Origin of the sequence: Pedobacter rhodius (assembly GCF_027213645.1) — a bacterium.
GTDB lineage: Bacteria > Bacteroidota > Bacteroidia > Sphingobacteriales > Sphingobacteriaceae > Pedobacter > Pedobacter rhodius.
This window is the reverse complement of record NZ_JAPWGL010000001.1, coordinates 813,411-826,747: the sequence shown is the minus strand read 5'-3', so window position 1 is coordinate 826,747 and position 13,337 is coordinate 813,411. Positions and strand designations below refer to the sequence as shown.

At 38.3% G+C, this 13,337-nt stretch carries 10 protein-coding genes; 4 read left to right on the top strand and 6 right to left on the bottom strand.

Annotated features, from left to right (window positions below):
- Positions 1-159: 159 nt before the first annotated feature.
- The 6 genes from O0931_RS03710 to O0931_RS03685 all read right to left on the bottom strand — a co-directional run bounded on the left by O0931_RS03710 (position 160) and on the right by O0931_RS03685 (position 10,043).
- Entirely contained in the window at positions 160-1,668 is a 1,509-nt protein-coding gene (locus O0931_RS03710) for a RagB/SusD family nutrient uptake outer membrane protein (RefSeq protein ID WP_269414201.1), read from the bottom strand.
- 18 nt (positions 1,669-1,686) lie between these two features.
- Positions 1,687-4,710, bottom strand: coding sequence for a SusC/RagA family TonB-linked outer membrane protein (locus tag O0931_RS03705; RefSeq protein ID WP_269414200.1), 3,024 nt, complete (start codon positions 4,708-4,710; stop codon positions 1,687-1,689).
- A gap of 109 nt (positions 4,711-4,819) precedes the next feature.
- A complete protein-coding gene (locus tag O0931_RS03700) occupies positions 4,820-5,737 on the bottom strand; it encodes a carbohydrate kinase family protein (protein WP_269414199.1) in 918 nt (305 codons plus the stop codon).
- Positions 5,738-5,744: 7 nt separating this feature from the next.
- Entirely contained in the window at positions 5,745-6,929 is a 1,185-nt protein-coding gene (locus O0931_RS03695; protein WP_269414198.1) for a glucosidase family protein, read from the bottom strand.
- Positions 6,929-8,278, bottom strand: a complete 1,350-nt coding sequence (locus O0931_RS03690; protein ID WP_269414197.1) for an MFS transporter — start codon at positions 8,276-8,278, stop codon at positions 6,929-6,931. The genes O0931_RS03695 and O0931_RS03690 overlap by 1 nt, the downstream gene beginning before the upstream one ends.
- A 7-nt stretch (positions 8,279-8,285) precedes the next feature.
- Positions 8,286-10,043 (bottom strand): glycoside hydrolase family 13 protein, encoded by a 1,758-nt coding sequence (locus O0931_RS03685; RefSeq protein WP_269414196.1) that lies wholly within the window; start codon positions 10,041-10,043, stop codon positions 8,286-8,288.
- Positions 10,044-10,298: 255 nt separating this feature from the next.
- Between O0931_RS03685 and O0931_RS03680 the strand changes: the two genes are divergently transcribed.
- From O0931_RS03680 to O0931_RS03665, 4 genes are read left to right on the top strand one after another with little or no spacing between them, the layout of a single operon-like run.
- Positions 10,299-11,297 carry a LacI family DNA-binding transcriptional regulator gene (locus tag O0931_RS03680; RefSeq protein WP_269414195.1) on the top strand — a complete coding sequence of 333 codons (999 nt, stop codon included), beginning with the start codon at positions 10,299-10,301 and terminating at the stop codon, positions 11,295-11,297.
- Positions 11,298-11,357: 60 nt separating this feature from the next.
- Positions 11,358-11,930, top strand: coding sequence for an outer membrane beta-barrel protein (locus O0931_RS03675; RefSeq protein ID WP_269414194.1), 573 nt, complete (start codon positions 11,358-11,360; stop codon positions 11,928-11,930).
- A gap of 5 nt (positions 11,931-11,935) precedes the next feature.
- The gene (locus tag O0931_RS03670) at positions 11,936-12,652 is read left to right on the top strand and encodes an AcvB/VirJ family lysyl-phosphatidylglycerol hydrolase (RefSeq protein ID WP_269414193.1); all 717 of its coding nucleotides are present in this window, start codon (positions 11,936-11,938) and stop codon (positions 12,650-12,652) included.
- Between the two features lie 5 nt (positions 12,653-12,657).
- A complete protein-coding gene (locus O0931_RS03665; RefSeq protein WP_269414192.1) occupies positions 12,658-13,335 on the top strand; it encodes an AcvB/VirJ family lysyl-phosphatidylglycerol hydrolase in 678 nt (225 codons plus the stop codon).
- The last annotated feature ends 2 nt before the right edge of the window (positions 13,336-13,337 follow it).

Below are 13,337 nucleotides of genomic sequence, written 5' to 3'. Positions count from 1 at the left end.
AAAACAAATCAGAGGCTATAACACAAATACAAAATGTCATCCCGAGCCTGTCGAAAGGTTTGTAAAAAAGCCTTTTTGGGCGTTTCTACAAGCTCAACATGACAGGCCAAAAATAAATTGATTTATGTTACAGCCTCTGGTTTTTAAGCATTATTGGAATTAATAGCCCGGGTTCTGAATCAGGTTAGGATTTCCAAGCTGATTATCAGGAATCGGGAACACTAAATATTTCGCTTCACTTGCGGGTTTTTCCTGCCATGCAGCAAGGAATTTACCGAAACGGATCAAATCCTGTCTTCTGAAACTTTCCCAGTAAAGTTCACGTCCGCGCTCATCTAATAAAATATCCAGAGTTAAGCTGGTTAAAGCCGATGCACCTCTTATGGTTCTGATTGAATTCACAATAGTTAATGCGGCAGCAGCTTGTGATGTTCTTAACTGCGCTTCTGCTTTCATCAACAATACATCAGCATAGCGGAAATAAACCCAATCATTATCTGGTTTCCTTGAACCTGCATTTGCATAATCAATCGGGTATTTAATTACACGAATACCTGCAACTTCCAGGTGATTTGGATCACGCTCGATAATGCTCACTTCTGGTGTAAAGGCTAAAGGGTTACCTTTTCTATCTTTTAAAGCAACGCCATTCTGATCAACCTGCTGACCAACAAGGAAACCTACTCTGATTCCGGAAATGTTGGTTTGACCGGTATAGCTTCCGCCTCTTCTTTTATCAGATGCCTCAAATTTGTTATAAAAATTTGATAATGAAGAGAAACCGTTGTAACCATTTGGATTTTGGTTATAGTGTGTTGTACATTTCCATTGTCCATCTAAATCGCTGCCACTGGCACCGCCGATATTTTGAGCCGTAAAAATATTTTCTTTGGATAAGATATCATTAGTAGGTGCAAAATTATCGAAGTAATTAGCTGTTAAAGTATAGCCGCCAGCTGCAATTTCATCAGCAAGGCTAATTACTTTAGCCATATCTGCAGCATCGAAAGTTGGTGCATTACGATTTAAAAAGGCACCTTTATTAAGGTAAACTTTCATCAATAATGTTCTGGCAGCGTTTTTATTGGCTACGTTTGCTGTTCCTGTTGGTAAATCGGGGATAATGGCTGTTAATTCATTAATTAAATAACCAATTTCATCAGCTGCATTTCTAACACGCGATGGTTTGGTTACATCTTCCCCGGCATCTCTGTATGGAACCTGGCCCCAGCCATCTAAAATAGAAAACTGTGCAAAGGCGCGCAGAAAACGGGCTTGTGCAGCCTGACTTGCTGTAGGGCTGGCGCCAAGCACACTTGTTGCTACATAAGAAATACTGTTTAAATCTCTGAAAACATCAGAAATCCTGGTATGATCAGGTGCCCATTTATGTAAGTGTAGGGAACGCCATGCGCCATTATCATCCCAATCGCCTGCACGGGTAGGTACAATAATTTCATCAGATGTTACTTCCTGTAATGCCGACCAGTTCCATGGCGCCTGGTAAGGACCAATCATTGCAGCATATGTTGCGCCTAATAAACTCGAAACATTACCCCCACTCACACCTGCACTGCCTACCTGGCCGTTCAGGTTTTCATCTAGCTTGGTACAACCCGAAAAACTTAGGGCAACCATAGCAAAACCGATAATATATTTATTTTTCATGTTTTTATTTTTTAAGAATTAAAGTGAAAAATTAACACCAAAATTGAACGTTCTTGCAGTTGGATAAGCTGTATAATCTATACCAGCCGAAGGAACACCACTTACACTTTTATTAACGTTAACTTCCGGATCAAATCCTGTGTAATTTGTAATTACAAAAAGATTTTGTCCGTTAACATAAACGTTTAATGATTTAATTGCTTTCCCGATATTACCAAAATTGTAATTCAGTGTCGCATTTGCAAGCTTTATATAGTCACCTTTTTCAATGTATCTTGAAGATGCTGCAATTGGATTAGCTAACGATTCTGCAACTGGCAAGCTTACCAATGCCGAAGAAACATTTCTTGTACCTAAGTTAGAAATCGCCAGTACAGAGTTTGCGGTATTGTTGTAAATGCTTTGTCCGAATGCGCCGTTAAAGTTGGCAGTAAAGGATAACTTTTTATACCTGAAGTTGGTACTTAAACCCATAATTACTTTTGGATTCGGGTTACCTACATAGTAATTGGTGAAACCATCATCTGTATAAATCGAAAATCCGTTTGCATCTATGCCGTTAAATTGTCTGGTTACCATAGCAAATAAAGGCAAGCCATTTTGAATAACCTCAGTAGTTACACCACTTAAACCCTGACCATTTAATGCACCGGTTTTTATAATTCCGGAGATGTTTTGCACTTTATTTTTGATGAAAGTTGCATTACCACCTAACGACCATGAAATATTTTCCTGATCAATAATATTTCCGTTCAAGGTTAATTCCAAACCTTTGTTAATAATCTGACCTGGTAAATTTACCCAAGTTGGTACATTTCCACCAACTGCCGGAACAAATGAAATTTGTGGGAATAACAAATCATTGGTGGTTTTATGAAAGTAATCTACCGAACCTGTTAGTCTGTTTTTTAACAAACCGAAATCTACACCAACGTTAGTTTGTTCATCCGACTGCCATTTAAGGTTTGGATTTGCGTTATTGATTGCAATTAAAGTCGGCGCTCCGTTTGAGTTACCATAATCATACCGTTGCTGAGCAGATCCTGAAGGGAAATCCTGGTTACCTGTTTTACCATAGCCAACCCTAAGTTTTAACTGATCAATCCATTCGGTATTCGACAGGAAACTTTCCTTTTTAATATCCCATGCTGCTGCAAAAGAAGGAAAATATCCATAACGGTTAGATTTACCAAATTTAGTTGAACCATCTGCCCTGAAAGTAGCCGTTAAAATATACTTGCTGTCGTAGTTGAAAATTGCTCTTGCGAAATAAGACTGTAACTCCGTAGTCGGGTTATTAAAAGCAGAAAATGTACGGTTTGCAGGTGCAGTTGTTTGAAATGCATCTGTATAATCACCTTCAATATTACCGAAACCCGTTGCCGTATTTGTAGTACCTTTATTAATAAAATTAGAATACTCGTAGCCGATTATCGCGTTTAAATTTAACTTACCAACTATCTCTTTATTAAAGTTTAAGGTATTTGTAAATTGCTGCGTAATTAATTCAGTATTTGAATAGCTGGCATAACCGCCTAAGAAATCGCCAGATGGTTGTATACCCTGAAGATTTAAGAAGCTTCTTGTTGATGCCCTTCTGATACCGGTGCTATAGTTTACACTGGCAAGCATGCGGTATTCCAACCACGGTGCAATTTTATAGTATGGCGAAACACTTCCTAAAATGGTCGAAACCTTTGATTTATCATTATTCGCAGCTAATGCGGCCAAAGGATTAATCGTTGTAGAACCGTAGTCGATAAACAAACTGCCATCAGGATTATAAAAAGACTGTGTAGGATTCCACGATAATGCCTGAGAAATTAAACTTCCTGTAAAACCGGCATCCGTCGTAATTGGCGCTACACTTTCCAGATACTGATTGCTGATCATGTTTACATCTAATCCAAGTTTTTTACTTTCTAAGAATTTAAAATTACCATTAAAACCGGCACTGTATTTTTTAAAGTCGGTTGTTTTGATAATACCTTGCTGATCCTGATAACCAAGTGACGCACGGAATGTGTTGCCATTTGAACCGCCACTTATGCCTACTGAATAATTTTGATTATATGCAGTTCTGGTAATGGCATCAAGTGCATCAACGCTTGTACCAAAATTACCGTTGGTAAGGTTGTACTTAGTTAACGCAGCGCGGTATTCATCACCTGATAATACGTCCACCCGTCTTGCAATATTGCTTACCCCTGCAGAAGCACTAAGATCGATTTTTGTCTCGCCTGATTTACCTCTTTTGGTTGTAATCAAAACCACGCCGTAAGCGGCACGTGAGCCGTAAATTGCAGTTGCCGATGCATCTTTTAAAATTTCCATCGATTCGATATCTGCCGGATTAATGAAGTTTAAAGGGTTACCGTCCGGTGCGGTACCAATACCTGCACTGGTAGATGGTCTTGCCGATCGGCCATCAAGCGCAACCCCGTCGACAACATAAAGTGGCTGTCCTGTTCCGGTAATGGCCGAGTTACCCCTGATGCGAACGGTTGATGCACCCCCTGGCTGACCGCTGTTATTAATCATCTGCACACCTGCAACCTTACCTTGTATAAGTTGGTCGGGCGCATTTAAAGGACCTTTGTTAAAATCCTTTGCCGAAACCGTTGTGGCGGCTCCGGTTAAATCACTTTTCTTTACAGATGCATAACCCACCACAACCACAGCATCGAGATTATTAAGCGAGGCCAGCGTAATATTAACTACGGTTTGGTTGTTTAAGCTTACGGTTTGGGTTTCAAAGCCAACAAAACTTACAATTAATTTTGAAGTTGGCGACGGTACCGTAATTTGATACTTGCCTTCCGCGTCACTTTGTGTTTTTGTGTTCGTACCCGCAACCTGTAAGGTTGCACCCGCAAGCGGGAGTTTGTCATTATCGAAAATTATACCTTTTACTACGGTTTGCGCAAAGGCTGCCGTGCTTAAAAAGATCATAAAGAAACTTAAAATTATAAGTTTCTCCAGTGCATACAATTTCTGTTTTAGAGGTAAAACAGTCCAATTGCCTGGTAAAGTATTGTTCATAATTGATTGATTTAAAATGGTTAGAAATTTGTTTTTTGAATTCAAAAGTTAAGTTTTAAGAAGGAGGGTGTTTCATAGTTTCTGTTAATTTATGTTTAATGAATAATAATTATTTTTTATATAAAGGGTAAGGCTTTTCTATTTTACATCTTGCGACTTCCAGCGCATTATCTACACAAGCTTCAAGGGGTTTTCCTTTTATAAAATGAGCTAAAAATCCCGACCAGAAAGCATCACCCGCACCGGTTACACCAACTACCGATGCCACTTCAAGTGCAGGCTTATAGCTCCAGCTTTGATCTTGCCCTTTAAACCAAACCCCATCTTTTCCACAGGTCAGGCAAATTGCTTTCACATTTAGCTTATCCAACCACTGTATACAGGCCTCAATACTCAGGTGCTCCCCTAAAAAACGCTCCAAATCATCTACACTTATTTTTAACAGCGGATTAAGCCTGCAGATTTGTTTGAAAACCGCTTTTCCATCATCTTCATGCCAGATGGAAGGTGCAAAGTTCCAGTCAATTGATAAAAATTTACCCAGTTGAGCTGCCTTGGTAAAGGCATTAAGAATATTACCGCGGGCGGGTTCTTTACTCAAAGCGAATGCAGTAGTATGTATTATTCCGCACGATTGCAATACAGCATCTTCTACCCTTTTTATTGCCATATCGGCACATCTGTAAGGAATAAAATCTGGTGTATCCACATTCTTACCAACCAGTACAATACTGGTTTGGCGGTTTGCAGAGCGACTTATGTAATTATCGGATAATCCGACAGTTTTTAATTCATTTATTAAAAAAGCGCCAAGATTATCATTCCCAACAGTTGCGACTAAGGCTGCATCTATTCCCTGCCACTTTAAATTGGCACATAAATTCGCTGAACTTCCACCCTGGTTAATCATAAAAGATGAAGGGAATTGAAGAGACGCTATATCTTTTTCGGATATAATATCTGCCAGCAGCTCGCCTACCACCAAAACTTTTTCCCCTGAAATATTATCCGTCAATCCTGTTTTCATTTTTATGTTAAAATTTAAAAAGTTTTTTAAAAGCACTATTTATCATAGCCTGTTCTGCAATTACAGCTCCTGCGGCACTCCAGGTACAATTTGGCACGCCACAAGGTATTTTATCCGAACCGTGCAAACATTCGTTGAACAAGCTTCCCTTTGCATTTGCAGCATGTATATCAGCGATTAAATCCGTTGCGATTGTTATTTCGCCCTGCATATTTAATGCACCAACCAGCCAGCCATTCCAAACCGGCCACAAACCTCCGTTATGGAAATAGTTTGGTTGGTTACGAAAGGCATATGCATAGTTATTTTTAAGTTCATTCATATCAGCATCGCCTTCATTAATCGTAGGATAAAACGAGGGCAATATTGATTTTTTTTCATCGTAAACTTCTTTTATATAGTCGATTACCGAATCATTTTGAATGCCATTACCCAATCCAAGTAAAAGAGAAAATGCATTAGCTTGCAAATCGAAGTATTTGTAAATTCTTGCCGGATTAAAACCCATAAGCCAGAACTTTTCTGAAGCATCTTTTAACTGATGAACCAGGTTTGGCGCATAAACATTTGACTGTTCCTCCGTTTTCCAATAATTGGATTGAATGGCGGTCGTAATCTGGGACGCTTTATTCACCCAGCTTTTATTTCCCGATAATGATGCAGCGAGTTTTAACGCCCAAACCCGTAACAGTTGTTCGAAAAGAACATAACCGTGCTGGATATATTCATCAGCCCAGTCGCCGCTTTGTGGTACGTAAATTAAATGCTTTCCGTTAAATTCCCAGGCATCCAGTACAGCAAAGCATTTAGTTACCTGTTCCTGGTATTTTTCCCAAAGCGACTTATCAGCTGTTAAAATGGTATAGGCTGATAAACCGATTACGGCCCAGGATGGATTATCCGCTCTTCCCGAGGTGCCGCCATAACTTACAGATCCATCTGCAGGAGAAACATTCGACGGCATAAATCCGTTTTCATGCTGGTTACTTAACAAAGTTTCTAATGTTGCTTTAGCCGTATTAATTAGTTTTTTATCACCGCTAAGTAATGCCGCAATACTGATGATAACACCGTCTCTTGTCCATACACGTTTATAATTATCGTATTCCTGCACAGCCGCAACAAAACCATACGGAGTTGATGCCTCGTGTAGAAGGTCTATAGCCAGGTTATATGATTTTAAATCGACCATCAGTTTGCAAGTACTTTGTCTTTCTTTTTAATTAGTAAAACCATTATACCTGCAATGGCGATTAAAGCACCGGCAAAGGCGATTGCGTTTGCAGGATCATGCCCTAAAAAATATTTATATATGTGTTTAAAGGTTATGGTTTCCAGAAGCATGGGGATTACAATAAACATATTCAGTATCCCCATAAAAATGCCTGTTTTTGCTTTGGGTATACTACCGGCGAGCATGGCGTAGGGTGTACCCATCATACTGGCCCAGGCAACGCCCAAACCAATTATCGGGATGAATAAAAGTGACGCATCATGAATCATTGGCAAACAAATCAGGCACATACCGCCGAACAATAAACTGATAAGGTGGACTTTCTGAGCTGTAATTTTCCTGGCAAAGAAAGCCAGTGGAAAGGCAACCATAAACGTTACAACATTATAACCACCATTTACCGTTCCCGTTAGTAATTGCGCCGACGCAAAACCATCTGAAGCGGCATAAGTTGTGTTGTAAATTGTTTTAGCAAGACAAAGCGTAATAAACTGCCAATAGATAAACATCGCATACCAGTTAAAAAGATACACAATACCCAGTTTCTTCATGGTTAAAGGCATAACTTTAAAAGCCTCAACAATATCTTTAAAGATACTGCCAATACCGCCGGGCATAGCCTTTATCTTTTTTATTTCCTCATCAGATAAAGGCGTTTCCTTTGTGGTAAGGCAACTGTACATGATAGACCCTATTGATACAATTCCGCCGATAAAAAATGCTGCATAGGTTGTATAAGGAATGTTATTACCACTTCTGGAATGAATGCTGATTAAGCCTGCGGCAATTAAAATCCCCGGAGTAAGATTTGCCAGTGTTATGCCTAAACCGGTAAAAAAACTTTGTGTTAAAAAACCAAGTGCATGTTGCTCAGATGGAAGTTTATCGCTTACAAAAGCACGGTAAGGTTCCATCGTAATGTTGTTACCCGCATCTAAAATCCATAGAATGCTGGCAGCCATCCAAATCGAACTGCTGTAAGGCATGGCAAACAAACAAATGCTGCAGATAATGGCACCGATTAAAAAATAAGGTCTTCTCCGACCAAATCTGCTGGTCGTTTTATCGCTCATGGCGCCAATAATCGGCTGAATGATTAAACCCGTCATTGGTCCGGCAAGATTAAGCAGCGGCAATTGATCAGGGTTTGCACCAAGGTAAGAGTAAATCGGTGTCATATTGGTTTGCTGTAAACCAAAACTATACTGAATGCCGAAAAAACCCAGATTCATGGCAATTATCGACCCGAAGTTTAGCTTAACCGCTGATGATAAATTATCAACCTTTTCTGCTTGTGCTGCTACCATATTGAGGTTAATTAATTTTATAAACAATTGATTGCCAAGGCAATAATTTAATTTGATTCTGCTTTAACGCCGCTTTGGCATAGTTGTTAATAAGCACTTCAGCTGATGCCGTATCAATATCCTTATTTAAGGAATAGCTAATCGCTTTGCCGGAAAAATTTAAAATAACGAGCATTTTATCTTTACCGTTACTTCTGGTATAACAGTATACATCAGGGTTTTCGATATCAAAAACCTGGTAAGCGCCGTAAACTAATACAGGTGACGCTTTTCTTAAAGCCACAATCTTTTTAAAATAAGAAAGCTCACTATCTGGATCCTTTTCTTCTGCAGCTACATTTACCATTTTATAATTCGGATTTACCTTTATCCAGGGTTTACCTGTTGTGAAGCCCGCGTTTGCGGTATCATTCCACTGAAAAGGCGTACGTGTATTATCACGGGATATAAACTTCTGCTTATCCATAAAAGCCTTTATGTCTTCTCCTTTAGCTTTAATATTTTTATAAGCATTTATCGTAGCGATATCACGATAGTCTTCAATAGCATCAAATTTAATATTTGACATACCGAGTTCATCACCGTTAAAATAAAACGGCGTTCCGCGCATCGTCATGATTAATGTCGTAAGCAATTTTGAAGAATAGCGTCTGAATTCAGGGCTATCATTACCAAATTTGCTAACCATTCTTGGCACATCATGGTTCGCCAAAAAGATTGCCAGCCAGCCATTATCTGCAAAAGAATTATCCCATTTTGTAAAAGTTTTTTTCAAATCGGTTAATTTGTAACCTTTGGGATCGTTCCCGATATCCATTATTTCAAAATGATAGGCCATGTTAAGCTCATTACGGTCTTCATCTACCAGTGCATGCGCATCTTCCAGTGTACTTCCCGCACCTTCCGCAACTGTCATTACGTTATATTTACGAATAACAGTCTTATTCATCTCCTTTAAATAATTATGAAGATTCGGACCCATGCCATAATATTTTATAATGTTTTTTTCGTAGCCCTCAGGATATTTTTTCCAGGTCGTATCTTTCGCCGCGTATTGAAAAGCGTCCATTCTTAAACCGTCAATACCTTTATCAAGCCAGAATTTCATCATATCATAAACCTCATTCCGGAGTTTTTCATTTTCCCAGTTTAAATCTGGTTGTTTTTGAGAGAAATAATGCAGGTAATAAGATTTTGTTGCTGCATCATATTTCCACGCATCGTTATTAACATCAAAAAAGCTGTAGCGGGGCGTTGGTTTACCTTTTTCTTCTGGCCACCAGTGATAGTAATTCCGGTATGGGTTGGTTCGGGATGATTTTGATTGTTTAAACCATTCATGCTCATCGCTGCTGTGGTTAAGCACCATGTCTAAAATAAGTTTAATATTCCTTTTATGTAAGCCTGCAAGCAGTTCATCAAAATCCTGCATGGTACCGAATTCCTTCATGATGTTACGATAGTCGCTAATGTCATAACCATTATCATCATTAGGAGAAGAGAAAATCGGATTGAGCCATACGGCATCAATGCCAAGACTTTTTAAATAATCAAGTTTTGAAATTATTCCTTTTAAATCGCCAACGCCGTCGCCATCACTGTCTTTAAAACTACGTGGATAAAGCTGATACACCACCGCTTCTTTCCACCATGCGGGTTTATTCGCCATGCCCGATATTTGATTAGAGACCACAGTATGCTGTGCATAACCACTATAAAAGGTTAAAAACAGGCATAAAATAATAAGTTGACTAATGTATCTCATATTTTTTGATCCAATACTTTAACCGCCAAAAATTTTGGAACAGCATCCGTATCGTTATTTAATATTTGGTTATCAGGGTTAAATCTTCAAAACTTTCAGATTAATCTTATTAGTTCTTCGAATTATTATATGAAGATAAGTGATAATCAATTTAAAAATATCAAAATCAGTAAATTATTACCGCAAACGTTTGCGGTAACATTTGCGAAAATGTTTGCTGTGGAAAACTTATATTTGTTTATCGATATATAGATCATGAGACAGAATCCTACACTGAAAAAAATTGCGGAAAAACTAAACGTTAGTATTTCAACAGTTTCAAGGGCATTGAAAGACCACCCCGATATTTCTTCAGAAACAAAAAAAAAGATAAATGAACTTGCTGAGTTAATTGAATACGATCCTAATCCATATGCAATAAATCTGCGTACACATAGCAGCAAGGAATTTGCAGTCGTTGTACCAAGCCTTTCCAATTTTTTCTATCATTCTTTTATTTCTGCCATAGAGGAAGATGCCAGGGATTATGGCTATTCTGTAATTATTTACCGTTCATCAAATGATCCAAAAATCGAGCAGCAGATTTTAAAAAGCTGCAGACATAAAAGGGTTTCCGGAATATTCATCGCAATCACTTCTGAAACGACAGATATAGCGCCTTTTTTAAAACTGGATATTCATGGTATCCCGGTTATATTTTTCGACAAGGTGCCGCAATACGAATCCTGCAATAAAATTTGCGTTGGCGATGAACATGCCGCATCTATAGCAGCTGAAGAAATTTTAAAGAAAGGTTTTAGGAATGTTTTAGGCATTTTTGGCGATAAAAATATGTCGATAACACAAGCCCGCTTACAAAAATTTATGGAAGTTATGCGTAATGGTAATCCGGAAATCGACTTAAAAACAGTGCATGCAAGAAGTTCTGAAGAGGCTGAACAGCTTACCTTATCTTTAATACCCGATTACCTGGAAAAGAAATTTGCAATTTTTTGCATGAGCGACGAAATTTTAGCGGGGACGATGAAAGCCATACAGCGCAAAAGACTTAAACCACCGCATGATTTGGGCTTAATCGGGATTAGTGACGGCATGATTCCATCGCTCTTTTACCCTGAAATAACGTACGCAGAAACCAGCGGCTACAACCTGGGTAAACTGGCATATAGCAGAATGATGCGATGCATTTCAGGAAGTTCTTTTGCACAAACCATTATCGACCAGTCTAAACTGGTTATGGGCGGTTCTATTTAATTACTGCATAAAGAAATATTTTAGTGAATTTTTATAAATTTACATACCATACCCTGTCAAATGAATATTTTTAAATACGGCCTTAAACTATCCTTATTGCTGATGCCTTTTTTTTCAGTGGCTCAAAATAAAACTGACCATACCGGCTCATTTTCGTTTTCACCGGCCTTCGAATTGCTGCGCTCTACACATGGTAACGCTTTTTATGCGCCATCATTAAAAGCTAACTACACATTCTCCAACGGTTTTGAAGCCGGAGTTGGATTAGAATATTCAACTACGCCCGAACATCATGATAACGGTTTTGTGCTTTACAAATTAAAATTTATACCGGTTTATGGAAATGTAAAATACAATTTCAAAAGCGATAAACAGATACGATTCTATGCGGAAACATCGTTAGGTGTTTCATTTAATAAATATGATATTGCAGATGAACGCACACCATTTACAACGTCAAGAACAACTGAAGAAGGCCTATACCTGTATACCGGCTTTGGGGCAAAATATGCTATCAGCAATACATTAAATACGTTTTTAGGTATTGGTTTTAAAGGTTATAAAATGAGTACTAACGATTTAGATATTAATCCTCATGGGCTTTCCTTCATGCTGGGTTTTACCTTCTTTTAATTTTTATGATTAAACTGTGTTTAGTTTCTTTAATCTGCCTGTTTCTTTTGAGCAGTTGTGTTTTATTCAAAAAAAACAGAATCCATGAACACAACGGAATTGAAAAAACTGAATTTAACCTCCCCGTAATTATTTATCCTGCTAAAAACGTCTCTTCAAAAAAATTATTGATATTTCTCTCCGGCGATGGTGGCTGGATTAAGTTCGAAGACGAATTATCCGTAAAGTTTGCCGAAAATGGCTTTCAAACCATTGGTATAAATGCCAGAAGTTACTTTTGGAAACAAAAAACACCGGCACAAACGGCAACTGACATGCTGCTACTCATCAGGAAATACGCGTTTAAGTATAAAACAAATCAGATTTATTTTTGCGGCTATTCTTTCGGTGCAGATGTATTGCCATTTATCTATAACCGCCTGCCTTTCAGGGCAAAAAATCACGTAAAGGCCTTGGAAATGTTATCCCCGTTTGCTACAACAGACTTTATGGTACATTTTTCAGATTTAACAAATATATCGGATGATAATTACCCGTATAAAGTTGATAAAGAAGTTGAAAAACTCAGCCTGCCTGTTTACTGTTTTTATGGAACGGACGAAGATGATAAACCCCTGAGCAAAATTGCACAAAAGAATTTTCACCTCGATAGTTTAAGCGGGAACCACCATTATCATGAGGCAGAATACACTAAAATTATAGCGGCATTGCTTAAACAATAATTAATATGCTAAAATCATTATCAGGTATCATCCTGCTGTTTTTCGTTAATTTTATTCAGGCGCAAAACCCCGCTGACATTTCCCGATTGCCGATAAGTACAATAAGCAGGCCTGGTGCAAAACAACTGATAGTTTATTTTAGTGGCGACGGTGGAATGAACAGCTTTTCGCAAAAACTTACCGAAGGCCTGGCGCAAAAAAACTATGCAATTGTTAGTTTAGATACCCGAAAGTATTTCTGGGAAACAAAAAGTCCGGAAAAACTTGCTCAAGACATGAGCATGGTTATTCAACACTATTTAAAACTGTGGAATAAAGACGAATTTTCTATAATCGGCTATTCGTTCGGTGCTGATGCTGCATTATTTTTTGTACCAAGACTAAATAGCCTGCAGCAGCATCTTAAATCGACCGTATTATTATCTCCTTCAACTTCTACAGATCTGGTTGTTAAAGTAAGCGATTTGATTGGTTTTGGCAGTAAGGAAGGAAAGTATAAAACCATCCCGGAACTTAACAAGATTAATTCACCTGTCAGATGCATCTTTGGTAAAGATGAAGAAAGCGACTTTTATAAATCAATGAAGGAGAAAAAGAACATTGAAAAAATATTGATACCGGGTTCTCATAAATTCGATAACGATTACGAAAAAATTATCAATGCCATAATTTCGGGCCTGTAAAT